Raw genomic sequence first — 26,145 nt, 5'->3', positions numbered from 1 at the left:
GCGATGGAGTGCTGACACGAACCCAGGAGAGCCCCATGCCCGAGGCAGTCATCGTCGCCACCGCGCGCTCGCCGATCGGCCGAGCCTTCAAGGGGTCGCTGAAGGACATCCGTCCCGACGACCTGACCGTCCAGATGATCCAGGCGGCGCTGGCCAAGGTGCCCCAGCTCGACCCGAACACCATCGACGACCTCATGCTCGGCTGTGGCCTGCCGGGCGGCGAGCAGGGCTTCAACATGGCCCGCGTGGTATCGGTGATGCTGGGGCTCGACAACGTGCCCGGCACCACGGTCACCCGGTACTGCTCCTCGTCGTTGCAGACCACCCGCATGGCCTTCCACGCCATCAAGGCGGGCGAGGGCGACGTCTTCGTCTCGGCGGGCGTGGAGACGGTCTCCCGCTTCGGCAAGGGCAACTCCGACTCGCTGCCCGACACCCAGAACCCGATCTTCGACGGCGCCCGCGCCCGCACCAACACCTTCGCCGAGGGCGGCCAGACCTGGCGTGACCCGCGTCAGGACGGCGCGGTCCCCGACATCTACATCGCGATGGGACAGACCGCCGAGAACCTCGCCCAGATCAAGGGCGTCTCGCGGCAGGAGCAGGACGAGTTCGGCGTCCGCTCGCAGAACCTCGCGGAGAAGGCGCTCGCCGACGGCTTCTGGCAGAAGGACATCACCCCCGTCACGCTGCCCGACGGCACAGTCGTCAGCAAGGACGACGGGCCGCGCGCCGGCACCTCCTACGAGGCGGTCTCGCAGCTCAAGCCGGTCTTCCGCCCCGACGGCACGGTCACGGCGGGCAACTGCTGCCCGCTGAACGACGGCGCCGCCGCGGTGGTCATCATGAGCGACACCAAGGCCGCCGAGCTCGGCATCACGCCGCTGGCCCGCATCGTCTCCACCGGCGTCACCGGCCTGTCACCCGAGATCATGGGCCTCGGGCCCGTCGAGGCCTCCAAGCAGGCGCTGTCGAGGGCGGGGATGTCGATCTCCGACATCGACCTCGTGGAGATCAACGAGGCGTTCGCCGCCCAGGTCATCCCGTCCTACCAGGACCTCGGTATCGACCTCGACCGCCTGAACGTCAACGGCGGCGCCATCGCCGTCGGCCACCCGTTCGGCATGACCGGCGCCCGCATCACCTCCACGCTGATCAGCAGCCTCCAGCACCACGACAAGACCTTCGGGCTGGAGACCATGTGCGTCGGCGGCGGCCAGGGCATGGCCATGGTCCTGGAGCGCCTCTCCTAACCACGCCCCACGACCGGGGCCTTGTGGCACGTGACCGGGGCCCCGGCTCCACCTGGACGCCCTCACGGGCCCCGCTCCGTTCCGGGCCCTCACGGGGCCCGCTGTGCGGGTTGGCGTGCGCCGTGACGGTGGCCCGCCGAAGTCCCGCCGGCCAGGGCGCCTTCGCAGGTCGGGACCCCGCGCCCACGGAGGCGCGGGGGCGGCTTGCCGTACGGGAGGAAAGACGGCAACTCCCGCACCGAACCTTCGGGTGGCCCGGAGGAACGCGGGTATACGGCATGCCGTGCCGGGAAATTCGCCATAATGCCCGCGATGAAGATCGCACAGCGAGCCGTGGCCCTCGTCCTCTGCGCGAGCCTCGCGACGGCCTGCTCGGGCGAGCGAGACGGAGGAGGCGGGGGCGCCGCAGCGAAAGCGAGCCCGACCCCCGCCCTGGGCACCGGCACGACGCCCGCCGCGCCCGCCCATCAGACGGACACCTCGCCCACGAGCGGCGAGAAGAGCACGCGGGTGGTCCGGTCGCCCCGATGGAAGCAGGTCAGGAGCGTTCCGCTGCGGGATGCCTCATGGCTGGTGGACGTCGTCGCGACAGGGCCTGACGCGGCCTGGGCGGTCGGCTACGAAGACGGCGCGGAGGACAACGAGGGCGCGCCCGTCATGCAGCGCTGGAACGGGCGGACCTGGTCGAGGGTCCCGCTTCCCCCACTGTCCGGCCCAGGGGGATTCGACGCCACCGGCCCCGACGACGTCTGGTTGGCGGGCGCGTCCGAGGTCTCCCACTGGGACGGCAGGCGCTGGGCCGTACGGCGCCCCTTCGGGATCTCCGAGGACGAGCGCTTCTCCGACGTCTCCGTCCACAACGGCCAGGTGTTGCTGATCGGTTCGGACGAGTCGGGCTCGTTCGTCATGTCCGGCGAGGACGGCGAGTTCGAGTTCCAGTTCCCCGGGAGGGCGGGCGCGTTCAACGCGATCGCCTTCCGAGCGGGTCACGCCTGGATCGTGGGCGCCAAGTCGCGGGAGTCGTGCGCGGGCCTGACCCCGATGGTCCTGCACAGCAGGCAGAAGCGCTCCTCCTGGAAGGAGATGCGCCTGCCCGACATCCCCGGTGGCAGCCTGAGGGCGGTCGCGCAGGTCTCCCCCACCGATGTGTGGGCGGTCGGGGAGATCATCAAGGGCGGCGGAAACGCCCACGAGGGTGACCCGTCGTCCTGCCCCGACGCCTACGAGAGCGCCGAGGACCAGCCCACCACGCCACTGGTCCTGCACTGGGACGGCCGCCTCTGGCGGCAGATGACGGTGCCGCTGACGGAGGGCTCGCTCACCGGCGTCACCGCCTTCGGGCCCGACGACGTGTGGGTCGCAGGACACGAATCCGTCCTGCTTCACTTCGATGGGCGGAAGTGGACCGCCGAGAGCGCCTCGGACCGGGGCACCGTCAAGGCGGTCGCCGCCATCCCCGGCACGAAGGACCTGTGGGCCGTCGGCGCGATCGACGAGTGGACCGACCAGGGCCAGGACTTCGTCCTCAGGCGTGACGGTCGGGGCCCGCGCGGTTGAGCGTGATCCTCAGCACCACCCTGCGCTCCCTCTCCATGGCGTCGCGGTACTCCGCCCAGTCGGGGTGCTCGCCCGAGATGCCCCGGTAGTAGGCGACGAGATGGTCCATCGCCTCGGGAAGCGAGACGACCTCGGCCGTACCCTCGACCTGGATCCACTCGCCGAAGAACCCGTCGGTGAACGCGCACACGGCGACCCGCGGGTCTCTCCTGGCGTTCCTGGTCTTGGCCGCGCCCTCGCGCGTGCTGATGATCGCGTGACCCTCGTCGTCGACGCCGACCAGCACCGGCGACATCTGCGGCCGTCCGTCGGCGTGCCTGGTGAGCAGGACGGCGTGGTGGTGGCGGGCCAGATAGCCACGCGCCTTGTCGAGATCCATCACACCATGATGCGCGCCCGAGCCGAATGATCGGCACGGGCGCGTGGGGGGATCTCGGGGGGTTTAGATGAACCCCATTCTGTTACGACGGTGCCGCTCGTGCTCGACGACGATGGCGGCGGCGTAGCCATGGGTCAGCCCGTGCTCCTCGGCTAGCCAGTGCGCTCGTTCATCACATCTGAGGAAGGATGGGCCGTTGTCGATGGCTTGGAACCACTCTGGGAGTTCGCGTCCCGTGATGGCCGGGACTCTGGCGATGAGCTTGATCTGCGTCTCCGGTGAGTGGTTCAAGGACATGGGCACCTCCACGGATGGATTAAGGTCCTTTGCTTGACACTGCAACACCTCACCGCGAATGGCAACCCCCCGGCGGCCAGCCTTTTGTCACGGCGCGTAGATCCCTCGTGGCGCATAGAAAAGACCCCGCCGGTTCACCAGCGGGGTCTTGACCTGGACGATCAGTCGTCGCCCGAGAAATAGCTGATGAATCGCAGCACCTCGAGGTAGATCCAGACCAGGCTCAGCGTGAGCCCGAACGCGCACTGCCACGAGTACTTCTCGGGAGCTCCCGCCTTCACCCCGCGCTCGATGTCGTCGAAGTCGAGGAGCAGGAAGAAGGTGCCGAGCAGGATCATCGCGGCGCTGAAGATCCAGCCGAGCGGGCTGTCGGTCCGCAGGCCGATTCCGCCGTCGACGAAGAACCCGGCCACGAGGTTGACCAGGACCAGCGCCAGCGCGCCGATCGCGGCCGCGATCACGAACTTGGTGAACTTGGGTGTCACCCTGACGATGCGCAGGGAGTAGACGGTCAGCACCGCCGCGAAGGCCAGAGCCGTGCCGATCACCGCCTGGAGCACGATGCCGTTGAAGAACGACTCGTACATCCGGCTCAGCGCGCCCACGAACACGCCGTAGAACAGGGCGTAGCCGAGGATCAGGGCAGGGTTGGTGCTCTGCTTGAACGAGGCGATCAGGCCGAGGACCACGCCGATGAGGGCGGAGATGGCCGCGACGCCCATGCCGACCTCGAAGTACCACGAGGCGGCGCCGGCGACGACAAGCGTGCCGAGCGTCATGAACCCGCGGACCACGACGTCGTCGATGGTCATCGTCTTGGCGGCCGGCGGCGCGGGCGCGTAGGCCGGGTTGTCGTACATCCCCTGCAGATGCTCGGGGCTCGGGGTCCACCCTTGCTGTTGATGGGTGTATGGCGACCGGCTGAATACGGGGTTCTTACTCTCCATCGCTGCCTCCACGCTGCGACCAATGTGATCAGAGTATTGGACCGGCTGTCACACAGGCCAAGTCACGCTGGGATCTATGTACATTCGAGACTTCCGCAGCGATCTCAACGAACGAGATGCCATGCGGGTTCCCGGCTGGTCGCCGAGCTCGCCGGCAGGCACAGTCTGCAGGTCAGGGACCCTGCGGTGCTTCACGATCCCACACTATGCGGTGGCCGGGTCGCCACCGTGATGTCGGTGGGCCGGCCGGTGTGGCGCTCGTGCGGAAGGTCTCCGTCGCCTCCTCTCTCGCCGCCGAGGGCGCGCCCGTGGTGCCGCTCATCGATCTGATGCCCCCTGACAGCGTCTCTCACGCGGGCCTCCACGTCCCTTCCCGGCAGTTCGTAAGGCAGGCGCCCCGACCCCGCCTTCGTCGAGGCCAGGCGCCCCGGGCAATCCTGTGGACACCGGCCATGGCGAAGGTGTTCCCTGTGGTCGCGGGAAGAGCGCGGGCCGTACCGGAGGGGATGGCTGGATGAGCACTCCACGCGACTACGACACCGACCCCGGCAGGTTCAGGGTCGGCGCGGGGCTCACCGCCCGTCATCTGACCGGTGGCACGTCGCTCCACGCCCTCCTGGCCGAGCGGTTGAGGCACGTGCCGCACGTTCTCGACATCGGCTGCGCGGACGGCGCGCTCCGCGCCGAGCTGCCCCAGGTCGTGGGCGTCGACGCCGCCCTCACCCTGCTCCGCGAGCATCCCGCGCCCCGGCTCATGGGCGAGGCCACGGCGCTGCCCTTCGCCGACGGCTCCTTTGGCGCCGCGGTGGCGGTGAACATGCTCTACCACCTGCCCGACCCGCTGGAGGCGCTCCGTGAGGCGAGGCGGGTGCTGGCGCCCGGCGGAATGTTCGTGGCCGCGACGCCCAGCCGAGCCGACTCCCCCGAGCTGGCGGAGGTGTGGTGGCCCTCCCGCACGACGTTCGACGCCGAGGAGGCGCCGGAGCTGGTGGCGGCGGTGTTCGAGAGGGTGGAGGTGGAGCGGTGGGACGCTCCGCTGATCACGCTGCCCGACGCGGCTGCGGTGCGCGACTATCTGGTCACGCGATTCGTTCCGCGCGAGCGCGCGGAGAGCGCTTCCCGACAAGTTTCTACGCCCATCACCTTGACAAAACGTGGCGCAATGGTGTGGGGGTTCAGAGGCCTTTAAGCGGGTCACATAACCCCATTCGGGACAACCCTCATAAACCTCGGTGAATGAGTCCAGTCAAGGGCGTCCACCTGGCCGGACGAGCGTCTTCGGCGCGACCGGCCGCCGCCGGGAGGCCCTTCGGCGCCCCGCCTGCGGCCCCCTGACCGAGCGTCAAGAAGAAACGCCAGGTCAGGGGGGTAAATTGGATATAAATTAGCGGTGCCCCCGGCGGGATTCGAACCCGCACGTCAACCCTTTTAAGGGGTTTGCCTCTGCCATTGGGCCACGGGGGCGCCGCAATCATACGAAACGGACCATGCTCACGAGGAGCACAACTTTGTATCAGGCGTAACAAGAGTGAGATCTGTGGTGAAGTGCCCGCGCTCCGGACACTCTGTCCAGGAAGAGCACACCGTCCAGATGGTCCAGTTGGTGCTGGATGCACCGGGCCTCGAAGGCGTCGGCCTCGATGGTGACGGGTTCGCCGCTGCCGGGCAGCTGGCCGCACACCGTGATCTGGGCGGCTCGCGGCACCTCGGCGAACAGGCCGCGCACCGACAGGCACCCCTCCCTGCCCACGCGCCAGTGAGAGGCCTCAGCCAGGCGGGGGTTGACCAGCGCGAGCGCGCCCGCGCTCGACCGGCTGCGCGGGTGGCGGCCCGCGTCGAAGGCGATCAGCCGCCAGCTCAGCCCGACCTGAGGGGCGGCCAGTCCCGTGAGCATGCCGGCCTCGCGCAGGGTGGCCAGCAGGTCGGCGGCGGCGGAGACGACGAAGGGATCGGTCGGATCCACCGGTTCGGCGGAGGCGGACAGCACGGGGTGCGGCGCGCCGAGCACGTCGCGAGGGACCCCGCTCACAGCAGGTCCGATTCGCAGGGGCGGAAGGTGATCTCCGAGCCGAGCCCTGCTCCGACGACGGCCAGCCGGCGCATGAGGTCGGCCACGTCGACGGAGGCGGGCAGGTCGACGTCGGCGATGAGCACGTAGAGGCGGCCGCTCAGCGTGGTGCTCATCCCGGTGATGTTGCCGCCGACCGAGGCGAGCACGCGGGAGACGGACGAGATGATGCCGGGCCTGTCCGGCCCGTGCAGGGTGAGCACGTAGCCGAGACCGGTGCCCGCCCCACAGGGGTCGCGGCGCCCCTCGACGGCGGCCGCCGTGACGACCAGCTCGCCGACCTGCATCCGCTCACGCAACTGCTCGGCGGACAGATCGCCCGCGACGAGGAGCATCATCGCGACGTGCCCGCCGAGCAGCGTCATGGTCGAGTCCTGGATGTTGACGCCGCAGTCGGCCAGCGAACCGGCCACCTCGGCTATCACGCCTGGCCGGTCGGTGCCGAGCACGGTCACAGCAGAGAGCCCCACCCCTGGATCTCCCCCTTCTCCTCGCGCGCGGAAGGAGGGTCCCGAAGCGTCAGCGGCGGTTGCTCGCGACCGCCGCCCTGAACTCGTCGCGCGGGTGCTCCATCTCGCCGAGAGACACGGTCTCCCGCTTGAAGAACAGCGCCAGCGTCCAGTCCGCGACGACGCGGACCTTCCGGTTCAGCGTCGGCACCCGGGACAGATGGTATGTGCGGTGCATGAACCACGCAGCCAATCCGCGAAGCTTGACCCCGTAGACGTTCGCCACGCCCTGGTGAAGGCCGAGTCCCGCGACCGATCCGACGTACTTGTGCCGGTATTCGACCAGTTGCTGCCCGTGGAGCGTGCGGACGATGTTGTCGCCCAGGACCTTCGCCTGCCGTACGGCGTGCTGGGCGTTGGGCGCGCAGTACTGACCTGGGTTGGTGACGTCGGGGACGCCGGCCAGGTCGCCTGCCGCGAAGGCGTCCTTCGTGCCCGCGACGGTCAGCTGGGTGGTGGTTTTGATCCGGCCGCGCTCGTCGAGCGGGAGGTCGCCTTCGGTCACCACGGGGCTCGGCTTCACGCCCGCCGTCCAGACGAGGGTCTCGGCGTCGAACTCGGTGCCGTCGGACAGCACCACGTGGCCGCCGGTGGCCGACTCGAGACGCGTGTCGAGCTTGACCTCGATGCCGCGCTCGCGCAGCTGCTCCAGCGTCCACTTGCCCATCTCGGGGCCGACCTCGGGCAGCACCCTGTTGGTCGCCTCGACCAGGACCCAGCGCACGTCCGAGGGCTTGATGTTGCGGTAGTAGCGGGTGGAGTCCTTGGCCATGTCCTCCAGCTCGGCCAGAGCCTCGACGCCCGCGAATCCGGCGCCGACCACCACGAAGGTGAGCGCCCGCCTGCGGACCTCGACGTCGTCGGTGGACTCGGCGACGTCGAGCTGGTGCAGCACCCTGTTGCGCAGGGCGATGGCCTCGCCGACGGTCTTGAAGCCGATGCCGATGTCGGTCAGGCCGGGGATGGGCAGGGTGCGCGAGATCGAGCCCGCCGCCATCACGATCAGGTCGTAGGGGATCTCTCGCGGCTCGCCCTCGCCGGGGACGAAGGTGACCTTCTTGTTCGCGTGGTCGACCTTGGTCACCATGCCGTTGAGGATCGTGGCCTTGGGGAGGACCCTGCGCAGCGGCGCCACGACGTGCCGGGGCGACAGGTTGCCGGCCGCTGCCTCGGGGAGGAAGGGCTGGTAGGTCATGTAGGAGTTGGGGTCGATGACGGTGATGCGCACGCTGCGGTTGCGCAGCTCCTTGCCGAGCTTGCGCTGCAGACGCAGGGCGGTGTACATCCCGACGTACCCGCCGCCGACGATCACGATGTGCTTGTTCACCTGAGGTCCCATCCTCGTGGTCACGCTTGTGAAACTATTCACAAGCATATGCCCACGACCTACGGCAAGGCCAATCCCTTCCCAGTGAGTCTGCCCACACTAAAATGCCCCAAAGGGCGCTTTACGGGCTATTTAGCGATATTTGCCGCTCTATGGAATATGTCGTCCAGCATCTGGGCGGTGACCCTCCCGGTGAACGTGTTCTGCTGGCTCGGGTGGTAGCAGCCGATCAGCGTGACCTGGCTCTCGCCGTACGCCACGGGGACCTCCACGCCGTGCCCGAAGGGCGGCCTGCTGCGCGGCAGGCCGTACCCCGCGTCCTTCAGCGCGGGCCACATGGCCTGCCAGGCGTAGCCGCCCAGGGCCACCACCACGCGCACGCTGTCGGCGACCAGTTCGATCTCTCGCTGGAGCCACGGGTAGCAGGCGGCCTTCTCCTCTGGCAGCGGCTTGTTGGCCGGTGGCGCGCAGCGCACAGAGGCCAGCATCCGCGCGCCGACCAGCCGCTGCCCGTCGCCGGCGTGGACGCTGGTCTCCTGGACGGCGAACCCCGTGCGGTACAGCGAGGCGAACAGCCAGTCGCCGCTGCGGTCTCCTGTGAAGATGCGTCCCGTCCTGTTGCCCCCGTGCGCGGCGGGCGCCAGGCCCACGATCAGCAGGCGGGGGCTCTCCTCGCCCCAGCCCGCGACAGGCCTTCCCCAGTAGGTCTCCTCCGCGAAGGCCCGCCGCCTGACCGTCGCGACCTCCTCGCGCCACTCCACCAGGCGTGGGCAGGCCCTGCAGACCGACTCGCGGGCCGTCAGCTCACCGAGCGAGCGGCTGGCGGCCGCGAGCTCCCTCACCCCCTCGGCCGAGTGCGCCACGGGGGTGTCGGGAGCCGCGGGGTCGTCAGGCCAGCCGGTGCCGGGAGGTACGTAGCTCATGGCACCGATAGTGCCCGATCAGGTGCAGGTGATGGAGTACGGAACCTCGGCCGACCTGGCGGTGTTCGGGCTGGAGATCTCCACCCACATCCTCGCGTTCGTCACCGCGCCCGGCGTGGCGGTGACACCGAACCTGTGCGACACCTCCCGCTCCCCGGGGCCGCTGAAGGTCTCGGCCGGCGCGTCGAAGTGGCCAGGGGTGGACCAGTTCCATCGGTAGGCCACGGTCGTGGCAGCGCTCACCTTGATCGTCGCCCTGGCCGTGAGCCAGTAGTAGCCGTTCTCCCCCTGCGGGCACGGCCCGTTGTGGCTGGCCGGTTCGACCCGCACGCTCTCGACCCCCGCCACGGGAGCCGCCGACGCGCACGTCACCCTGTAACGGACCCGGTCGGCGTCGCGGTTGGGCCCCCAGATCTCGAGCGTCATCGTGCCGCTGCCCGACGCCGTCGGCCTGAGGACGTGGCGCAGGCGCTCGCTCCGGCGCACCCGTACCGAGCCGTCGTCCACGGTCCTGCCGTCCAGGCGCCATCGGTAGCGCACGGTCGCGGGACCGTCGGTGACGCGGACGGCCCCGTCGAAGGTCACCCTGTGGTCGGAGCCGTCGCACCTGCCCCGCGAGTCGGCGTCGTCCACCGTGAGGGAGACCGAGGCCTCCGGCTCGGGCTCCTCCTCGGCGCACCCCTCGACGTCGAAGCGCGCCCTCGCCGAGGTGAACCTGCGCGGGCTGAGGATCTGCACCGCCTGCCACCCGCTGGCGTCGTCCTCGAACTCCTGCTCGTCGAAGACCGTCTTCGACTTCGTGCCGTGCCCGCGGAAGGTCAGGGTCCTGGTCTGCCCCCTGTCACCGTCGCCGGTGATCCACCGGTACCTCACCCTCACGGTACGGCCCTGCGGACGCACCACGATCCTGGCGCCGAACCTCACCGCGCACCCGTCGGCGTCGGCCTGGACATTCCTGACCTGCACCGAGGGCGCCGCGCTCGCCGACGCGGCCCCCGTGGGCGCCACCAGGACCGCCGCCCCCAGCGTGAGCGCCCCCACCATCCGTGCCCAGCGCATCGCTGTCCCCTTCCCGTGCCGGGTTCCGAGCCTCCAGAGAACACCGGCGCCGGCCGAGGGGCTTGAGTATCGGATTACTCAGATTCCGGCCTGGAGGTGGCGGTGGGAGCCTCCGTGGGCGCCACTTCCGGGATGGCGCTGGGAGCGGCGGTGGGTGAAGCCGTGGGGCACGCCGCGGGGGCCTGCGTGGACTCGGGCGAGGACGATTCGAGCCGCAGGGGCAGCGGGTACCGGTTGAGCACCGGCTCGCCGCACGAGCGGTCCACGGTGTAGCCGAACATCTCCGGGTTCGTGGTGACGGGTCTGCCGTCCTGGTCGTAGAGGTAGACGTCGCTCAGCGGCGTGCCGTCCTTGGCGTAGGGCCTGATGTTGGAGATCTCGCCGACGGAGGCCATCATGTCGACCGTCACGGGCTCCTGGTAGGCGAGCGGGGACGGGCCCGCGCTCCTGCTCAACGACTGCGCGCCGAGGAAACCGAGCATCAGCGCGAGCACCGCGAAGCCCGAGGCCAGCGCGGAGGTGATCCGCAGCCAGCGACCCCTCGGCATCCTGCCCAGGACCACCGACAGCCAGATCACCCCCGCGACCAGCGCGAACTCACCCAGGGCGTCGGGCACCAGCTGCGCTTCGCCCGCCGCCGAGATCAGCAGCATGGCCAGGGCGTATCCGCGCAGTACCCACCACCCCGGCCTGAGCTCGGGCAGGAAGGCGGCGAGCTGCCCGAAGGCCGGGTGGCCCGCCAGAGAGGCTCGCGCCGCTCCCAGACGGAACCTCGTGCGCCGCTCCTGCGGCTTGTCGCCGTAGGCCGCGCCCAGCTCGGCGGCGTATGCCTCGGGCGGCCCCAGCCGCTCCTCCAGCGGCACCTCGGACTCCGCGGCCACCTCTGCGAGGTGGTCGTCGAGGTCCTCCAACAGCTCGTCCCTGTACGGATGATCGGCCAGAGCCTCTCGTACGGCCTGCGCGTACTGTTCGGCGGTCATGACGGGCGCCTCTCCTTGAGCAGGTCGGCCATGGTGGCGGCGAAGGCGGTCCAGGTCGCGGCCGAGGAGGCCAGTTGGTCGCGGCCGACGTCGTTCAGGCCGTAGTACTTGCGATGCGGCCCCTCGTCCGAGGCCACCACGTAGGAGGTCAGCGCGCCCGCCTTGAACAGGCGGCGCAGCGTGCCGTAGACGGACGCGTCGCCCACGTCCTCGAGACCCGCCTCCCTCAGGCGCCGGACGACGTCGTAGCCGTAGCCGTCGCGCTCGTCGAGGACGGCCAGGACCGCGAGATCGAGCACGCCCTTGAGAAGCTGGGTGCTATCCACGCGATGCACACTACTGCGCAATGCACAGTAGTGGCAACAGAAAACCGGGCGGCACCATGACGGTGCCGCCCGGTCTCAGTTCACCCGATCAGGCGCCCGCAGGGGCTTCCTTCTCGGCCTTGGGAGCCGCGGGGCAGTGGTCACCGTAGGTGGCCAGGCTGCTGTCCGACGCGCCACCCGCGAGGGTCGCCTTGGCGTGGATGCCGTTGGTGCCCGCAGCCGGGAGGCTGTAGGACACGGTCTGGCTGCCCGCCTTGTCGAAGTCGAGGGTGACGTTCTTCGAGAAGCCGCCCACCTCGCTCCACAGCTGGACGACGACGTTCTTCGCCGCGCCGTTGACCGTGATGGTCGCGGTGGCGTTGATCGTCGAGCCCTTGCCGTCCTTGCAGGTGCTCTGGTCGTGCACAGCCGAGACGCTGACCTTCACCGAGGTCGCGCCGGGCTCCGGCTTGTTGCAGGCCGCGTACGACTGCGAGGCCGAGTCACGGTTGTTCGGACCCGAGATCGCGATCGACACGGTGCCGCCCTTGGCGGCGTCACCGCTCAGCGACTGCTCGTTCAGCTCGACCGACTTGCTGCCCGCACCACCGAAGTAGGTGGAGCCGCTGTCGACGACCTTGCCGTTCACCGACCACACGTACTCGACGCGGCCGCGGCCGTTCGAGGAGATGGTGGCGTTGGCGCCGACGGCGCAGGTGTTGTGGTTGGTGCCGGTGGTGGGAGTGGACACCGAGACCTTGGTCTCGTGGTGGCCGCCGTCACCCTTGCACCACACCTTGTAGCCGACGCGGTTGGACTCGGTCGCGCCACGGCCGAGGGTCTCGAGGACCGCCCAGCCACGGTGGCTGGAGCGCGGGGAGAAGCCGAAGCCGACCTTCCGCGAGTTCCAGACCTTGACCTTGCCGCCGTCGACGACGTCACCGTTGAGGATCCAACGGTAGTGAACCCAGCGCGGGCTGTTGACCCTGATCACACCGGTGAAGTCGATCTTGTCACCGGGGGTGCAGGGACCGACGTACTCGTCCGGGTGCGCCCACGCGCGGGCGGACACCTTGTCGTAGTCGGCCTCGCGCAGGCCGCCGTCGTCGTTGCCCTTGTCTTCACACGTGACCGAGAAGTAGCTCTTCTTCGACTTCACGTGCTTCGGGCCGAGGACCTCGAGGGCCTCCCAGCCCTTGACGTTGCCCTTGAAGGTCAGGGACTGACGGACGTTGATCTTCTTCACGCCGTTGCCCGAGACCTTCTTGGTCTGGACCTTGCTCTTGGAACCGTCGCCGTGCAGCCAACGCCACGCGACCGTCGTCTTGCCCTTGAGCTTGACGCCGATCGTCGCGGAGAAGTTGACCGTGGCCGGACACGAACCCTCGTAGTTGCGCACGGACGCCTTGGGCGTCGTGATCGCGATGGAGGGCTTGCCCGTGCTCTTGGCGCCGGCCGTCGAGGCCGTGCCTGCCGTGGCCGTGGTCGCCGCTTGTGCCGGAGCGGCGGCCAACCCCGTGACCATGGCGGCCAGCACCGCGGACGTGGCGCCGAAGGCGGCCACTCTGCGGGCCAGTCCTGAGGACTTCATGTGAGAGTGCTCCATTCCGTGAGGGAAAAGACGCGCTCGGGAACGGTCGCCACGCCGGCACCATCCTGTGCCGGACCATATGGCAAAGCCCCCGTAAAGCCCCTTTACCTAATCACAGAACAGAATGCACTCTCAACACACGCCAAAGGGGCCGAATGTCCCAAATCGCGGAAATTTCAGGAGATGGAGTAGGCGATTCCGTCCAGAATGTCGTGTTCGCTCACGACGACCTGCGCAAACGCGAAACGCCTGACGATGCGGTCGAGAATCAGCGCCCCCGCGCCAATGACGTCGACCCGGCCAGGATGCATCACAGGGACGGCCGCGCGCTCACCATGGGTCATGGCGAGAAGGCGGCGCGTCACATCATGAACCTGTTGCGCGGAAAGAATCGAGTGATGAATCCGCTCCGGATCGTAAGCGGGCAGATCGAGCGCGATGCCCGCGATCGTCGTGACCGATCCCGCGAGACCGACCAGGGTGCGCGCCCGGCGTACGGGAACCTCCGCCTCCACCCTGTCGAGCGCCGCCTCGATGTCGGCCACCACCCGCTCGAGGGCCGCGGCCTCCGGCGGGTCGCCCGCGTCGCGCAGGTGGCGCTCGGTCAGCCTGACGCAGCCGATGTCGACCGACAGCGCGCCCTCGACCGACTCCGAGCCGACCACGAACTCGGTGGAACCGCCGCCGATGTCGACCACCAGGTACGGCGGATACGGCCCCTGGGGCACCCCGGTCTCGGCCGACAGGTGAAGCAGCCCCTTGGTCGCCCCCGTGAAGGAGAGCTCGGCCTCCTCGGCGCCTGAGACGACCTCGGGCTCCACGCCGAAGATCTCGCGCACCCCGTCGACGAACTCCTGCCTGTTGGCGGCGTCGCGGGTGGCGCTCGTGGCCACGACCCTGGTGGCCGTCGCGCCGTGCAGGTCGATCAGCTTGCGGTACTCGCGCATCGCGGCGAACGTGCGCTCCAGCGCCTCGGGCGCCAGCCGTCCCGTCCTGTCGACGTCCTGGCCGAGCCTGACGATCTCCATGCGGCGCTCGACGTCGGCCGGCCTGTCCCGGTCGACGTCGGCGACCAGCAGGCGGACGGAGTTGGTGCCGCAGTCGACGGCCGCCACGCGGGTCATCCGGCCTCCTCCTCCGTACCCGTGGCGGGCGCGCCCTGCTCGTCGGAGACGCGCACGCAGGGCCCGTCGGCCCACCACTTCGGCAGCCGTTCGAGCGCCTCGGCGCCGAACGGGTTGGCGCCCGGCGCCGCCAGCTCGTGCGCCACCAGCGCGTGCAGGCACTTCACCCTGAGCGGCATGCCGCCGGTGCTCTGCATGTCGCGCGGCAGCGGCTCCATGCCCTCCTCCACGGCGGCCTTGTCGCGGTCGGCGACGTAGTCGTCGTGGGCGGCCTGGTAGGCGGCGGCCAGCTCTGGATCGTCGGCGAGCCTGGCCTGCATCTCCTTCATCAGGCCAGAGCCCTCGAGCGTGCCGATCGCGGAGGCGGCCTTGGGACAGGTCAGGTAGTAGAGCGTGGGAAACGGGGTGCCGTCGGGCAGCCTGGGCGCCGTCTCGACCACGTCGGGGTTGCCGCAGGGGCAGCGGTGCGCGACCCCGCGCAGGCCCCGCGGCGGACGGCCGAGCTGCTGCTCGACCGCCGCGATGTCATGGCTTTCCATCGTCCTTCTTCTCTCCTGCGGCAGGCGCGGTGGAGGCCTTGACGCCCTTGCCGGTGTCGGCCGCCTCGACCGACTCCCACAGCGTCTCGTACCAGGGCGGCGTGGTGGTCGGCTGCTGCCGTGCGCTCGTCTGGGCGCGCTTGGCCTCCTTGTCGGCGACCATGTAGCACTTCTCGCCCGCGCCGCAGTAGTGCAGCCTGCGCCTGGCCTCACGCTTCTGGTAGTTGGGGTCATGCAACTGCTTCTGCCGCTCGGTCAGCCTGCGCTGCTCCTCCTGCTCCTTGGCCTTGTCGGCCTCGAGCTGGGAGATCGCCCGCCGCTGGGCGACGTACTCGCGCACAGGGTAGGCGAGGCTCATGGCGATCGCGCACACGACCACCGCGAGGATCGCGGCCCTTCCCGTCAACTGCGGTCGTTTCGCCATGGATGCTCCCTCCGCCTCACTGCGCCCCACCGTGCCGCAGGAGTGCCCGCGTGGCCCGGTGCGGGTTCGCGAACCCGTCCTGGCGGCCCCGTGTCAGGTGTCGGGGAAGGGCCCCCTCGACCTGACGCGGGGCCGTACAAGAAACTAGCGCCGGAAGCGGGGGAAAGCCGCGCGACCCGCGTAACGCGCGGCGTCGTCGAGCATTTCCTCGATGCGGAGCAGCTGGTTGTACTTGGCGACCCGGTCGGACCTCGCGGGCGCGCCGGTCTTGATCTGACCGCAGTTGGTCGCCACGGCCAGGTCGGCGATCGTGGTGTCCTCGGTCTCGCCCGAGCGGTGGCTCATCATGCAGCGGTAGCCGTTGCGGTGAGCCAGGTCGACCGCGTCGAGCGTCTCGGTCAGCGTGCCGATCTGGTTGACCTTGACGAGCAGCGCGTTGGCGGTGCCCTCGTCGATGCCGCGCTGCAGGCGCTCGGGGTTGGTGACGAACAGGTCGTCGCCGACGAGCTGGACCTTGTCGCCCAGCGACTTGGTGATCTTGTTCCAGCCCTCCCAGTCGCTCTCGTCAAGCGGGTCCTCGATGGAGACCAGCGGGTAGGAGGCGACCAGGTCGGCGTAGAAGGCGATCAGCTCGTCGGCCGACAGGCCCTTGCCGTCGATGGTGTAGACGCCGTCGTTGTGGAACTCGGAGGCGGCGACGTCGAGGGCCAGCGCGACGTCCTCGCCCGGCGTGTAGCCCGCCTTCTCGATGGCCACGAGGATCAGGTCGAGCGCGTCGCGGTTGGAGGGCAGGTTGGGCGCGAAGCCGCCCTCGTCGCCCAGGCCCGTCGCGTAGCCCTTCTCCTTCAGCACCGCCTTCAGGGCGTGGTAGACCTCGGTGCCCATGCGCACGGCCTCACGGAACGTGTCGGCCCCGATCGGCGCGATCATGAACTCCTGGATGTCCACGTTCGTGTCGGCGTGGGCGCCGCCGTTGAGGATGTTCATCATCGGCACCGGCAGCACGTGGGCGTTGGGGCCGCCCAGGTAGCGGAAGAGCGGCAGGTCGGCGCTGTCGGCGGCGGCCTTGGCCACGGCCAGCGAGACGCCGAGGATGGCGTTGGCGCCGAGCTTGGCCTTGTTGGGCGTGCCGTCCAGGTCGATCATGATCTGGTCGATGATCCGCTGCTCGTCGGCGTCGATGCCGAGGATCTCGTCGGCGATCTCGTCGGTGACGCCCAGCACGGCCTTCTCGACGCCCTTGCCGCCGTAGCGCTCGTCGCCGTCGCGGAGCTCCACGGCCTCGAACGCGCCGGTGGAGGCGCCGCTGGGGACCGCTGCGCGGCCTGTGCTGTTGTCGTCGAGGAGGACCTCGACCTCGACTGTCGGGTTGCCCCGGGAGTCGAGGATCTCGCGGGCGGAAACGGCCTCGATGGAAGCCACGTCAGGCGCTCCTAGAGTCGAAGGGCGGTTTGCCATACGAGCCTATCGAGCCCTACCAGCCGGTACGCCATCGAGGCTCCCCCGGCGTGCGCCGGCCGCGACGACGGCGATGCCGCCGTCAGCGCGATTCCCAGGCCTCCACGCGCGCCCTGTAGGCCAGCGCGGCGCCCCGCAGCTCGGCCTCCGGGTCGAGCCCCGCCTCCTGCGCCCGCCGTACCAGGTCGAACAGCTCTCTCGCCACGCCCTGGCCGACCGCGTGCGCCAGCCCCTCGGGCGCGCCCGCGGCCTCGGCCCTGCGGATGAGCTGGGCCACCAGCGACAACGCGGGCTGGCCCATCGGCACGCCGTCGAACAGGTCCTTGCCCGCCCGCTCGGTGGCCTTGATGGCCTCCCAGTTGGTGTTGACCTCGTCGGCGCTCTCGACGCTCACGTCGCCGAACACGTGCGGATGCCTGCGTACCAGCTTGCCGACGATCACGTCGGCCACGTCGTCGATGTCGAAGTCGTCGGCGACCCTGGAGTGGAAGGCCACCTGGAGCAGCACGTCGCCGAGCTCCTCACGCAGCCCGGTGCCCTGCTCCACCGCGTGCTGGACCTCGTAGGCCTCCTCGATCAGGTACGGCACCAGCGAGGCGTGGGTCTGCTTGCGATCCCATGGGCACTCGGTCCTGAGCCGGTCCATCACCGCGACCAGGTCGAGCACGCGCGCGCCCGGCAGGTCGTAGGAGCCGGGGACGACCTCGATCACCGGCGGGTCGTCGAGCGCGAGGGCCGCGTGGCCGACCGCCCGCATGAAGCCTTCGTCCTCTGTGGCCAGCCAGACCACGGTGTCGTCGACCGCCTGCCGTACCAGGGCGGCGTGGTCGGTGGCGGTGACCACCTCGACCTCGATGCCCGCCTCGGCCAGGTAGGGCAGCTGCGGGTGGTCGGCCGAGGCGGTCAGCACCCTGCCCGAGGACAGCGTCCGCCAGGCCTGGTGGCTGAGGACGCCTGGCGCGACCCTGGGCGAGGTGGTGACGACGACGAGCGGCATCTCAGCCCTGGGCGGCGGAGGTCGGCTTGCCGAAACGGCCCGCGTCGACGAAGCCCTTCTGGGGGTCGAAGGTGCCGTAGCGAGGGCTGTAGGTCACCTTGATCGCGGCGGCCTGCTCGATCAGCTTCTGCTGACCGCGCTGCCTGGCGGCCTCGTCGGTGCCGCCGCCGTACTGCTGCATCATCTTGTTGATGGCGATCGAGGTGCCGAGCCACTCGCGGGTGTAGGCGGGCGGCACGCCCTGGGCCAGGGTCTGCTTCTCGAGCGCGGCCAGGCCGCCCTGCGAGGCGATGAGCTGGTCGATCTCACCGTCGGTGACCTTGGCGCCCGCCTTGGAGGCGAGCTGCCTGAACTGCACGACGTTGACCATCTGCAGCAGCGCGTACTGCGTGACGGGCAGGCCCAGCTGCGACTGCGGGATCTGCGCCTTGGCCAGAGCGCTCTCGAGCTGCTTGACATTCGTGTTCAGATCGCTGGCCGAGATGCGCTCGTTACCGACGACGGCCGCGGATCCGGCCTGGACGGGCGAGGAACAGGCGCTCACCGCAACTCCGAGCGCGGCGACCGCGACGGCCATTCGAATCGACTTCACCCTTGCATCCCTTCGCGACGAAACGCGGCTTACTTTACCCTCGCCGGTTCCAGGAACATGACCTCGACCAGGTCCGAGCACCATTTCAGCAGTTCGAGGTCGCGCAGTGGCACCCCGCCCAGCGGCTTGGTCTTCGGCACCGGGACCAGCAGCGTCTGCGCCGCCGCCTTGTAGAGGGCCTTCTTGTACAGGCGGTCGAGCCTGACCTGCTGCGACTCCTTCAGCTCGACGGGGCCGAACTTGATGTTCTGTCCCTGGAGCGTCACGTCGGTCAGCCCCGCCTGCCGGGCCCTCAGGCGGAAGCGCGCGACCTCCAGGAGGTTCTCCACCTCGACGGGCGGCTTGCCGTACCTGTCGGTGAGCTCGTCGCGCACCTCGTCGATGTTGACGTCGGCGGTGATGGCCGCGATGCGCTTGTACGCCTCGAGGCGCAGCCGCTCGGAGGTGACGTAGTCGTGCGGGATGTGCGCGTTGATGGGCAGCTCGACCTTGACGTCGTGGTGCTCCTCCTGGACCTCCGCGCCCGACAGCTTGGCCTTCTGCTCCTGCACGGCCTCGGACATGAGCCTGACGTACAGGTCGAAGCCGACGCCCGCGATGAAGCCCGACTGTTCGGCGCCCAGCACGTTGCCCGCGCCGCGGATCTCGAGGTCCTTCATCGCGACGTACATGCCCGCGCCCATCTCGGTGTGCTGCGCGATGGTGGCGAGGCGCTCGTGCGCGGTCTCGGTGAGCGGCTTCTCCGGCGGGTAGAGGAAGTAGGCGTAGCCGCGCTCGCGACCGCGCCCGACCCTGCCGCGCAGCTGGTGGAGCTGGGACAGGCCGTAGTTGTCCGCCCTGTCGACGATCAGCGTGTTGGCGTTGGGCACGTCGAGGCCCGACTCGACGATCGTGGTGCAGACGAGCACGTCGTACTCGCGCTCCCAGAAGCCGACCATGATCTTCTCGAGCTGGTGCTCGTTCATCTGGCCGTGGGCGACCGCGATGCGCGCCTCGGGCACCAGCTCCCTGATCCGCGCGGCGACCCTGTTGATCGAGGCCACCCTGTTGTGGACGAAGAAGATCTGCCCGTCGCGCATCAGCTCGCGCCTGATCGCCGCGGTGAGCTGCTTCTCGTCGTACGGCCCGACGAAGGTCAGGATCGGGTGACGCTCCTCGGGAGGGGTGAGGATCGTCGACATCTCGCGGATGCCGGTCAGACCCATCTCCAGCGTGCGCGGGATCGGCGTGGCCGACATCGCCAGCACGTCGACCTGGGTGCGCAGGTGCTTCATGGCCTCCTTGTGCTCGACACCGAAGCGCTGCTCCTCGTCGATGATGATCAGGCCGAGGTCCTTGAACCTGATCTCGGGGCTGAGCAGCCTGTGCGTGCCGATCACCAGGTCGACCTCGCCCGACCTGAGCCCCTCCAGCGTCGCCTTCACCTCGCCGTCGGTCTGGAAGCGGGAGACGGGGCGCACCTTGACGGGGAAGCTGGAGAAGCGCTCGCTGAAGGTCGACAGGTGCTGCTGCACCAGCAGCGTCGTCGGCACCAGCACCGCGACCTGCTTGCCGTCCTGCACGGCCTTGAACGCCGCGCGCACCGCGATCTCGGTCTTGCCGTAGCCGACGTCGCCGCAGACGAGCCTGTCCATCGGCACGCCGCGCTCCATGTCGCGCTTGACCTCGTCGATGGCCTCGAGCTGGTCGCCCGTCTCGGCGTAGGGGAAGGCGTCCTCCATCTCCCTCTGCCAGGGGGAGTCGGGCGCGAACGCGTGCCCGGGGCTGGCCATCCGCGCGCTGTAGAGGCGGATCAGCTCTCCCGCGATCTCCTTGACCGCCTTCTTCGCCTTCGACTTGGCCTTGGCCCAGTCGGTGCCGCCCATCCTGTTGAGGGTGGGCGCCTCGCCGCCGACGTAGCGGGTGACCTCGTCGAGCTGGTCGGTCGGCACGTAGAGGCGGTCGCCCTTGGCGTACTCGATGACGAGGTACTCGCGGGTGGCGCCCTGCACGGTGCGCTGGACCATCTCGACGTAGCGGCCGACTCCGTGCTGCTCGTGCACGACGTGGTCGCCGACCCTGAGCTGGAGCGGGTCGACCATGTTGCGCCGCCTGCTCGGCAGCCTGCGCATGTCCTTGGTGCTGGCCTTCTGCCCCACCAGGTCGAGATGGGTGAGGACGGCGAGCTCGGGCGTGACGAAGCCGTGCTCGATCAGCCCGGTGCTGACGTGCACGACCTTGGGCTCGGGCGCCGTGTCCAGGTATCTCGACAGGCGGGCGGGCACGTCCACGCCCTTGAGCAGCTCGACCATCCGCTCGGCGGGGCCCATGCCCTCGCTGAGCAGCACCACGGACTTCTCCTCGCCCAGCCAGCCCTTGATGTCGGCCAGGGCCTTCTGCGTGTCGCCCCTGTAGGCCTCGCTGTCGTGCGCGTCGAGCTCGACGCCCTCACCGAAGGGCGCCATCGTCCACCACGGCAGGCCGAGCGAGTCGGCCTGGTCGCGGACCTCCTCAAGCGTGCGGAAGGCGGCCGCGTCGAGGTCGATCGGCGCCTCGCCCCCCGCCGCCGCGTTGATCCACGACGCCTCGAGGAACTCCTGGCTGGTCCTGACCAGCTCCTCCGCCCTGCCCCTGATGCGCTCGGGGTCGCAGACGAACACCGCCGCGTTCCCCGGCAGGTGGTCGATCAGCAGGTCCATCTCGCCCGCCAGCACGGGCGCGAACGCCTCCATGCCCTCGACCGGCATGCCCTCGGCCAGCTGGTCGAGCACCTCGGCCAGCGCGGGGTGCTCGTGCGCCAGCGCGGCCGCCTTCTCCCGCACGTCGGCGGTCAGCAGCAGCTCGCGGCACGGCGGCGCGAACAGGCCGTCGTCGGCCACCTCGAGCGAGCGCTGGTCGGCCACCTTGAACCAGCGGATCTCCTCGACCGTGTCGCCCCAGAACTCCAGGCGCAGCGGGTGCTCCTCCGTCGGGGGGAACACGTCGAGCAGGCCGCCGCGCACGGCGACCTCGCCGCGCTTCTCCACCATGTCGACCCTGGCGTAGCCGTTCTGGACCAGCCGGTCGACCACGTCGTCCAGGTCGGCGTCGTCGCCCGCGCGCAGCCTGATCGGCTCGAGGTCGCCGAGACCCTTGACGATCGGCTGCAGCACCGCGCGAATCGGCGCGACGATCACTGACAGCGGGCCAGCGGTGGGGTCGCCCGACACCGGGTGGGCCAGCCTGCGCAGGACGGCCAGCCGCTGTCCCACGGTGTCGCTGCGCGGCGACAGCCGCTCGTGCGGCAGGGTCTCCCACGCGGGAAAGATCGCCACGGTGGCGGGCTCGATGAGGCTCGTGAGCGCCGAGGCCAGATCCTCGGCCTCACGGCCCGTCGCGGTGACGGCGAGCACGGTGCGCCGCTCGCGCTCGGCCAGCGCCGCGACACCGAAAGGGCGCAACGCGGCCGGCGCGACCAAGGAGACATCGCCGCCCTGCTTCAGGACGGCGGCCAGCTTCGGGTCGGCGGCAACAAGGTCAAGCAGTCCGGAAAGACTCATCAGATACGCCCTCAGCCCCACGGCGGCAACACGACTACCCCCGGCCGGGTGAGGTCGCGGGGGTCTGCCCGTCCAGAGTACTTCCACCGCTGCAGCCGCACGCCCTCCGCCCCGCATCCCCCTGCCCCACCTGGGGAGGGGCCGCTCCGATGGAAATACCTAACGGATCGGGTTGATGTGATTACCCTGGGTGACATGGCTGACGTGCGGTCGGTCGCCCACAGAGGCGACCTTTTCGAGCAGCGAATCCGTGAGCAGGGGAGCGAGGAACTGGGACGCAGGATCGACCTGCTCGTCGCAGGGTGCGCCCACGACCCGCCGCCCTACCTCGAAAGGTTCGGCGCCAAGGTCACCGGTGTCGACGAGGACCTGCCCGCGGTCAGGGCGCTGATGCCCGGCCGCACCGACCTCCACGCGTGGACACTCGGCGACCTGCGCTCGGTACCGATCCCGCCGCGCTCGTTCGACGTGGTCCAGGTGACGTTCGTCATCGAGCGCATCCAGCACGCCGAGCTCGTCCTCGACCGCATGCTCAACGGCCTGCGCCCTGGCGGGCTGCTGCTGCTGCGCATGCGCGACAGGTCGACCGCCTACGGCCTGTGCGACCGCCTCACCCCTTCGTGGCTGCGCCGCCTGCTGTGGCGGCGCCTCGTGCGGGCCGAGGTCAGGGAGCAGATCGCGGGGCCGCTGCCCGCCGTCTACGAGCCGGTGGCCTCCCGCGAGGGCATGCACGCCTTCTGCCTGATGCGCGGGCTGATGATCACCGATGACGTCACGACCGTCAGCGGTCCCGCGCGGGGACGCATCGGCTCGGCGGTCGTGCGGGTGGTCGACAAGCTCTCGCGCGGCAGGTTCACCTCTTCCTACGACGAGGTGACGATGGTCATCAGGAAGCCCCACAATCATTTCGCCCGGTTGATATGACGGGGTAAGGTAATCCGACTAAGTCGATCGGAATTGTGGAGCGATGACGGCGAACCTCCAGTGGACCCCCGACCAGAGCGAGCTCGCCGACTTGGAGCTGCTCCTTTCCGGGGCCTTCCATCCACTGACCGGCTTCCTCGGACACGACGACCTGCACGAGGTCGAGGCGCACGGCGCGCTCGCCGACGGCACCCCGTGGCCTGCGCCCGTCACCCTGCGGGTGCCAGGAGCGCAGGCGGGCGACCGGATCACGCTGCTCGATCCCGAGGGCGCGGCGCTTGCCGTCCTCACGGTCACGGAGAGTGGCCACGACGGGCTGGTCGCCGGGCCGCTCGAGGCGCTCGGCGCCGCCGAGCACGGCCCCTTCGCCAGGCTGCGCCGCTCCCCCGACGCGGTGCGCAAGGAGCTCGCGGGCCGTCCCACGCTCGCCGTCACCATGCGAGGCCCGCTCGACGACCTCAGCACGCAGGAGATCATCGCCGTCGCCGAGGAGCTCGACGCGACCGTCCTGTTGCTTCCCCTGGCGTACGGCGAGGGCGGCCCCGCGCTCGTGCGAGCGGCGCTCAAGGCGCGCGAGAAGCTGCCCGAGGGCACGCTCGTGGTCTCGGTCCCCCTCGCGCCGCGCGAGGACAAGGAGATCGATCTCGAGCTGCGCGAGCACGTCGCGACCGCCTACGGCGCCGCCGAGCACCTGGCCGGTCCCGAACCCGTCACGCTGCCCGGCCCTCCGCACCGGCGCGGCCTCGTGGTCTTCTTCACCGGCCTGTCGGGCTCGGGCAAGTCCACGATCGCCAGGGGCCTGCGCGACGCGCTGCTCGAACTCGGCGGCCGCACGGTCACCTACCTCGACGGCGACGTGGTGCGCCACCTGCTGTCCAAGGGCCTGACCTTCTCCAAGTCCGACCGCGACCTCAACATCCGCCGCATCGGCTTCGTCGCCACCGAGGCCGCCAGGCACGGCGGCCTGGCCATCTGCGCCCCCATCGCGCCCTACGCGGCCACCCGCGCCGAGGTCAGGGAGTCGGTCGAGTCGGTGGGCGCCGACTTCCTGCTGGTGCACGTCTCCACGCCGCTGGAGGAGTGCGAGCGGCGCGACCGCAAGGGCCTGTACGCCAAGGCCCGCGCGGGCGAGATCCCCGAGTTCACCGGCGTGTCGGACCCCTACGAGGAGCCCGACGACGCCGACCTGGCCATCGACACGACGCACATCTCGATCGAGGCCGCGGTCTCCCGCGTCCTCGACACGCTCCGGAGCGGAGGATGGGTACGTTGATCGACTTTCCCCTGGTGGTCGGGTCCTTTCTGGTCGCGATCATCGTCGGACTGACCGGCATGGGCGGCGGCGCCCTCATGACGCCGATGATGATGCTCTTCTTCAACGTCCCCCCTCTGGCCGCCGTCTCGAGCGACCTGGTCGCCTCCGCGATCATGAAGCCGGTCGGCGGGGTCGTCCACCTGCGCAGGGGCACGGTCAACCTGCGCCTGGTCGGCTGGCTGTGCCTGGGCTCGGTGCCGGCCGCCTTCAGCGGGGTCTTCCTGGTGCGCGCCTTCGGTGAAGGCGCCGCCGTCCAGCAGGCGGTGAAGACGGCGCTCGGCATCGCGCTGCTGCTCGCCGTGGCCGGGCTGGTGCTGAAGGCGTGGCTCGGCGACAAGGGAGGCTCGTCGAGCGCCCGCGACATTGTCGTGCGCCCAATTCCGACCGTACTGGTCGGTACAGTTGGCGGGCTGGTCGTCGGCGTCTCCTCCGTGGGGTCGGGCTCCCTCATCATCGTGGCGCTGCTCGCGCTCTACCCCGCGCTCAAGGCCAACCAGCTCGTGGGCACCGACCTGGTGCAGGCGGTGCCCCTGGTCTCAGCCGCGGCGATCGGTCACCTGTTCTTCGGCGACTTCAAGCTCGACCTCACCGTCTCGCTGCTGCTCGGCTCGATCCCCGGCGTCTATCTCGGCGCCAGGGTCTCGGCATGGGCCCCGAACGGCCCGATCAGGGCCCTGCTCGCCGTGGTGCTGCTCGCCTCGGCCCTCAAGCTCCTCGGCGTGGGGAACACCGCCACGCTCTGGATCGTGGGCGGGGCCGTGCTCCTCGGCGGCGCCGGGCTCATGGTCGCGGCACGCTCGTCGCGGAGAAGTGAGGATCGGTTGCGAGTGCCGTGAAGGCCCGCCCGGCGCCCGGGTCGGTGTCGAACCTCGTGTCGCCTCTCGGCGCGCGAGGGGAGTCGAAGTAGACCAGCGCCTTGATCTGCGGATAGCGCTTGACCTGCCGGCGCACCGAATCGTAGAAGGCGGCCTTGCGCTCGTCGCCGAACACCCCCCACTCCGCGACCATGATGGGCTTGCCGGGAAAGCGCCACTGCATCCACCGGTAGAAGCCAGGCCAGCGGGCGTGGTCCTTCCTGGTCTTGTTGACCAGGCCGTCGAAGTCGCGGACCCTGGCGTCGGCGTAGGGGTCCATCGCCACCCAGTCGACCACGTCGTCGCCGGGGTAGAGCTGCTCGAACCACGGCTGCGAGGCCCAGTTGGGCGCGCCCATGTAGGTCATGACCGTGACCGCGTTCTTCACCCCCTTCTCCCGCAGGCGCTGCACCACGTGGCGGAACATCGCGGCGTAGTCGGTGGCCGTCATGCCCGAGCCGGGGTTCGCCCTGACGTCGTCCTCAGGCTCGTGGTGGACGGTGAGGAAGAACTGCTCGGGGAAGGTCTGCCTGATGTGGTCGGCCAGCCTGTCGATGCGCCTGTCGAGCGCCCCCTTGGCGATCTCGGCCCAGGTGACGTCGAACGACGGCTTCCAGTTGATCAGCAGCAGCCGCCGGTGGGACGGGTCGCGGGCCAGCGCGACCTCCCTGTCGTTGGGGAACAGCTCGTTCGACCTGTGGTAGACGTGCAGGATGTCGGCGGCGCGACCCATCCGCTCCTCCGCCCCCGCCAGCGCGCGGTCGGGCGGGAGCCCGGTGAAGATCTCCGGCGCGATGCCCCACCACGCCCCGCAGGACGGGATGAGCTTGGCCGTCACCGCGCACGCCGGTGACTCGGTGATGCCGAGCAGGCCGTTGACCCTCGCTTCGGTGTGCGTGTCGGTCTGTGCCTTTCTCGCCGTGCCCGACGCCTGGGAACAGGCCGGCAACGCGGCGAGCAGAATCAGGGCCGTCGCTTTTCTGAGACGCAAGTCGCCTCCACTCCCCTCCATAAGTCTTTCCCGCCCTCGCCGTGATGCGGAATACCCTGCCATGCCCGCGACCTGCGGTGTCGCGAACTTCTCAGGTCACAACACCGACATTTCTCATTAATTCGCGAAATTTGATCCGGGTGAGCGGCGAAAATCTTCGTTATTCAGCCGGGAAATGTTCGTCGCCCCTATAGTGACCAGACCCCAGTCACTC

Annotated in this window: 25 protein-coding genes and 1 tRNA gene; 6 read left to right on the top strand and 20 right to left on the bottom strand. The window is 69.7% G+C overall.

Annotated elements, in window-relative coordinates; translation table 11 throughout:
- Positions 1-35 precede the first annotated feature (35 nt).
- Positions 36-1,253, top strand: coding sequence for an acetyl-CoA C-acetyltransferase (locus FHR33_RS31005; protein WP_183655183.1), 1,218 nt, complete (start codon positions 36-38; stop codon positions 1,251-1,253).
- Between the two features lie 312 nt (positions 1,254-1,565).
- Positions 1,566-2,810, top strand: a complete 1,245-nt coding sequence (locus FHR33_RS31000; protein WP_183655180.1) for a beta propeller repeat protein — start codon at positions 1,566-1,568, stop codon at positions 2,808-2,810.
- On the opposite strand, the gene FHR33_RS30995 is transcribed toward FHR33_RS31000, so the two are convergent.
- The 3 genes from FHR33_RS30995 to FHR33_RS30985 form a co-directional block, all read right to left on the bottom strand.
- The gene (locus FHR33_RS30995) at positions 2,779-3,189 is read right to left on the bottom strand and encodes a PPOX class F420-dependent oxidoreductase (RefSeq protein ID WP_183655177.1); all 411 of its coding nucleotides are present in this window, start codon (positions 3,187-3,189) and stop codon (positions 2,779-2,781) included. The two genes, FHR33_RS31000 and FHR33_RS30995, sit on opposite strands and share 32 nt — an antisense overlap.
- Before the next feature lie 63 nt (positions 3,190-3,252).
- Positions 3,253-3,486 (bottom strand): DUF4287 domain-containing protein, encoded by a 234-nt coding sequence (locus tag FHR33_RS30990; RefSeq protein WP_183655175.1) that lies wholly within the window; start codon positions 3,484-3,486, stop codon positions 3,253-3,255.
- A gap of 161 nt (positions 3,487-3,647) precedes the next feature.
- Positions 3,648-4,433 (bottom strand): Bax inhibitor-1/YccA family protein, encoded by a 786-nt coding sequence (locus FHR33_RS30985; RefSeq protein ID WP_183655173.1) that lies wholly within the window; start codon positions 4,431-4,433, stop codon positions 3,648-3,650.
- A 514-nt stretch (positions 4,434-4,947) separates the two neighbouring features.
- Between FHR33_RS30985 and FHR33_RS30980 the strand changes: the two genes are divergently transcribed.
- The gene (locus tag FHR33_RS30980; protein ID WP_183655171.1) at positions 4,948-5,622 is read left to right on the top strand and encodes a class I SAM-dependent methyltransferase; all 675 of its coding nucleotides are present in this window, start codon (positions 4,948-4,950) and stop codon (positions 5,620-5,622) included.
- 202 nt (positions 5,623-5,824) lie between these two features.
- On the opposite strand, the gene FHR33_RS30975 is transcribed toward FHR33_RS30980, so the two are convergent.
- The 16 genes from FHR33_RS30975 to mfd form a co-directional block, all read right to left on the bottom strand.
- Positions 5,825-5,897 (bottom strand) — tRNA-Leu (locus FHR33_RS30975).
- A 49-nt stretch (positions 5,898-5,946) separates the two neighbouring features.
- Positions 5,947-6,462, bottom strand: coding sequence for a peptide deformylase (def, locus tag FHR33_RS30970; protein WP_221241320.1), 516 nt, complete (start codon positions 6,460-6,462; stop codon positions 5,947-5,949).
- Positions 6,459-6,971, bottom strand: coding sequence for an ACT domain-containing protein (locus FHR33_RS52850; RefSeq protein WP_183655168.1), 513 nt, complete (start codon positions 6,969-6,971; stop codon positions 6,459-6,461). The genes def and FHR33_RS52850 overlap by 4 nt, the downstream gene beginning before the upstream one ends.
- Before the next feature lie 49 nt (positions 6,972-7,020).
- Positions 7,021-8,349 (bottom strand): NAD(P)/FAD-dependent oxidoreductase, encoded by a 1,329-nt coding sequence (locus FHR33_RS30960; RefSeq protein ID WP_183660397.1) that lies wholly within the window; start codon positions 8,347-8,349, stop codon positions 7,021-7,023.
- A 116-nt stretch (positions 8,350-8,465) separates the two neighbouring features.
- Positions 8,466-9,260 carry a uracil-DNA glycosylase gene (locus FHR33_RS30955; protein WP_183655166.1) on the bottom strand — a complete coding sequence of 265 codons (795 nt, stop codon included), beginning with the start codon at positions 9,258-9,260 and terminating at the stop codon, positions 8,466-8,468.
- A gap of 18 nt (positions 9,261-9,278) precedes the next feature.
- Positions 9,279-10,319 (bottom strand): hypothetical protein, encoded by a 1,041-nt coding sequence (locus tag FHR33_RS30950; RefSeq protein ID WP_183655163.1) that lies wholly within the window; start codon positions 10,317-10,319, stop codon positions 9,279-9,281.
- A 74-nt stretch (positions 10,320-10,393) separates the two neighbouring features.
- Positions 10,394-11,299: a DUF1700 domain-containing protein gene (locus FHR33_RS30945; protein WP_183655160.1), complete on the bottom strand. Its 906-nt coding sequence runs from the start codon at positions 11,297-11,299 to the stop codon at positions 10,394-10,396.
- Positions 11,296-11,625 carry a PadR family transcriptional regulator gene (locus tag FHR33_RS30940; RefSeq protein ID WP_183655157.1) on the bottom strand — a complete coding sequence of 110 codons (330 nt, stop codon included), beginning with the start codon at positions 11,623-11,625 and terminating at the stop codon, positions 11,296-11,298. The genes FHR33_RS30945 and FHR33_RS30940 overlap by 4 nt, the downstream gene beginning before the upstream one ends.
- Positions 11,626-11,713: 88 nt before the next feature.
- A complete protein-coding gene (locus FHR33_RS30935) occupies positions 11,714-13,195 on the bottom strand; it encodes a hypothetical protein (protein ID WP_183655154.1) in 1,482 nt (493 codons plus the stop codon).
- 176 nt (positions 13,196-13,371) lie between these two features.
- Positions 13,372-14,319, bottom strand: a complete 948-nt coding sequence (locus tag FHR33_RS30930) for a Ppx/GppA phosphatase family protein (protein ID WP_183655151.1) — start codon at positions 14,317-14,319, stop codon at positions 13,372-13,374.
- The gene (locus FHR33_RS30925) at positions 14,316-14,858 is read right to left on the bottom strand and encodes a DUF501 domain-containing protein (protein ID WP_183655148.1); all 543 of its coding nucleotides are present in this window, start codon (positions 14,856-14,858) and stop codon (positions 14,316-14,318) included. Before FHR33_RS30925 ends, FHR33_RS30930 begins: the two co-directional genes overlap by 4 nt.
- A complete protein-coding gene (locus FHR33_RS30920; protein ID WP_183655145.1) occupies positions 14,845-15,282 on the bottom strand; it encodes an FtsB family cell division protein in 438 nt (145 codons plus the stop codon). Before FHR33_RS30920 ends, FHR33_RS30925 begins: the two co-directional genes overlap by 14 nt.
- A gap of 144 nt (positions 15,283-15,426) precedes the next feature.
- Complete coding sequence (eno, locus tag FHR33_RS30915; RefSeq protein ID WP_183655142.1) at positions 15,427-16,704, bottom strand: phosphopyruvate hydratase; 1,278 nt, start codon at positions 16,702-16,704, stop codon at positions 15,427-15,429.
- Between the two features lie 118 nt (positions 16,705-16,822).
- Complete coding sequence (locus tag FHR33_RS30910) at positions 16,823-17,737, bottom strand: nucleoside triphosphate pyrophosphohydrolase (RefSeq protein ID WP_183655139.1); 915 nt, start codon at positions 17,735-17,737, stop codon at positions 16,823-16,825.
- Position 17,738: 1 nt separating this feature from the next.
- Entirely contained in the window at positions 17,739-18,329 is a 591-nt protein-coding gene (locus tag FHR33_RS30905) for a SurA N-terminal domain-containing protein (protein ID WP_183655136.1), read from the bottom strand.
- A 29-nt stretch (positions 18,330-18,358) separates the two neighbouring features.
- Positions 18,359-21,847, bottom strand: coding sequence for a transcription-repair coupling factor (gene mfd / locus FHR33_RS30900; protein WP_183655133.1), 3,489 nt, complete (start codon positions 21,845-21,847; stop codon positions 18,359-18,361).
- A gap of 195 nt (positions 21,848-22,042) precedes the next feature.
- Between mfd and FHR33_RS30895 the strand changes: the two genes are divergently transcribed.
- The 3 genes from FHR33_RS30895 to FHR33_RS30885 are packed head-to-tail and all read left to right on the top strand — an operon-like array spanning position 22,043 to position 24,922.
- Entirely contained in the window at positions 22,043-22,771 is a 729-nt protein-coding gene (locus FHR33_RS30895) for a methyltransferase domain-containing protein (RefSeq protein ID WP_183655130.1), read from the top strand.
- 43 nt (positions 22,772-22,814) lie between these two features.
- A complete protein-coding gene (cysC, locus tag FHR33_RS30890) occupies positions 22,815-24,044 on the top strand; it encodes an adenylyl-sulfate kinase (RefSeq protein ID WP_183655127.1) in 1,230 nt (409 codons plus the stop codon).
- On the top strand, positions 24,041-24,922 hold the full coding sequence (locus FHR33_RS30885) for a sulfite exporter TauE/SafE family protein (protein WP_246452237.1): 882 nt from the start codon (positions 24,041-24,043) through the stop codon (positions 24,920-24,922). The genes cysC and FHR33_RS30885 overlap by 4 nt, the downstream gene beginning before the upstream one ends.
- Here FHR33_RS30885 and FHR33_RS30880 read toward each other — a convergent pair.
- Positions 24,867-25,931 (bottom strand): glycoside hydrolase family 26 protein, encoded by a 1,065-nt coding sequence (locus FHR33_RS30880; RefSeq protein ID WP_246452236.1) that lies wholly within the window; start codon positions 25,929-25,931, stop codon positions 24,867-24,869. The two genes, FHR33_RS30885 and FHR33_RS30880, sit on opposite strands and share 56 nt — an antisense overlap.
- Positions 25,932-26,145: the final 214 nt, after the last annotated feature.

It is taken from the genome of Nonomuraea dietziae (assembly GCF_014195505.1).
GTDB lineage: Bacteria > Actinomycetota > Actinomycetes > Streptosporangiales > Streptosporangiaceae > Nonomuraea > Nonomuraea roseola.
Note: the sequence above shows the minus strand (reverse complement) of the source record. Positions and strands in the feature narration are given on the sequence as shown.

Excerpts from the sequence above, each read along its gene's own strand:
- FHR33_RS31005 (WP_183655183.1), top strand. The coding sequence starts at position 36 with ATGCCCGAGGCAGTCATCGTCGCCACCGCGCGCTCGCCGATCGGCCGA.
- FHR33_RS31000 (WP_183655180.1), top strand. The coding sequence starts at position 1,566 with ATGAAGATCGCACAGCGAGCCGTGGCCCTCGTCCTCTGCGCGAGCCTC.
- FHR33_RS30995 (WP_183655177.1), bottom strand. The coding sequence starts at position 3,189 with ATGGATCTCGACAAGGCGCGTGGCTATCTGGCCCGCCACCACCACGCC.
- FHR33_RS30990 (WP_183655175.1), bottom strand. The coding sequence starts at position 3,486 with ATGTCCTTGAACCACTCACCGGAGACGCAGATCAAGCTCATCGCCAGA.
- FHR33_RS30985 (WP_183655173.1), bottom strand. The coding sequence starts at position 4,433 with ATGGAGAGTAAGAACCCCGTATTCAGCCGGTCGCCATACACCCATCAA.
- FHR33_RS30980 (WP_183655171.1), top strand. The coding sequence starts at position 4,948 with ATGAGCACTCCACGCGACTACGACACCGACCCCGGCAGGTTCAGGGTC.
- FHR33_RS30960 (WP_183660397.1), bottom strand. The coding sequence starts at position 8,349 with ATGGGACCTCAGGTGAACAAGCACATCGTGATCGTCGGCGGCGGGTAC.
- FHR33_RS30955 (WP_183655166.1), bottom strand. The coding sequence starts at position 9,260 with ATGAGCTACGTACCTCCCGGCACCGGCTGGCCTGACGACCCCGCGGCT.
- FHR33_RS30950 (WP_183655163.1), bottom strand. The coding sequence starts at position 10,319 with ATGCGCTGGGCACGGATGGTGGGGGCGCTCACGCTGGGGGCGGCGGTC.
- FHR33_RS30945 (WP_183655160.1), bottom strand. The coding sequence starts at position 11,299 with ATGACCGCCGAACAGTACGCGCAGGCCGTACGAGAGGCTCTGGCCGAT.
- FHR33_RS30935 (WP_183655154.1), bottom strand. The coding sequence starts at position 13,195 with ATGAAGTCCTCAGGACTGGCCCGCAGAGTGGCCGCCTTCGGCGCCACG.
- FHR33_RS30930 (WP_183655151.1), bottom strand. The coding sequence starts at position 14,319 with ATGACCCGCGTGGCGGCCGTCGACTGCGGCACCAACTCCGTCCGCCTG.
- FHR33_RS30925 (WP_183655148.1), bottom strand. The coding sequence starts at position 14,858 with ATGGAAAGCCATGACATCGCGGCGGTCGAGCAGCAGCTCGGCCGTCCG.
- FHR33_RS30920 (WP_183655145.1), bottom strand. The coding sequence starts at position 15,282 with ATGGCGAAACGACCGCAGTTGACGGGAAGGGCCGCGATCCTCGCGGTG.
- FHR33_RS30910 (WP_183655139.1), bottom strand. The coding sequence starts at position 17,737 with ATGCCGCTCGTCGTCGTCACCACCTCGCCCAGGGTCGCGCCAGGCGTC.
- mfd (WP_183655133.1), bottom strand. The coding sequence starts at position 21,847 with ATGAGTCTTTCCGGACTGCTTGACCTTGTTGCCGCCGACCCGAAGCTG.
- FHR33_RS30895 (WP_183655130.1), top strand. The coding sequence starts at position 22,043 with ATGGCTGACGTGCGGTCGGTCGCCCACAGAGGCGACCTTTTCGAGCAG.
- cysC (WP_183655127.1), top strand. The coding sequence starts at position 22,815 with ATGACGGCGAACCTCCAGTGGACCCCCGACCAGAGCGAGCTCGCCGAC.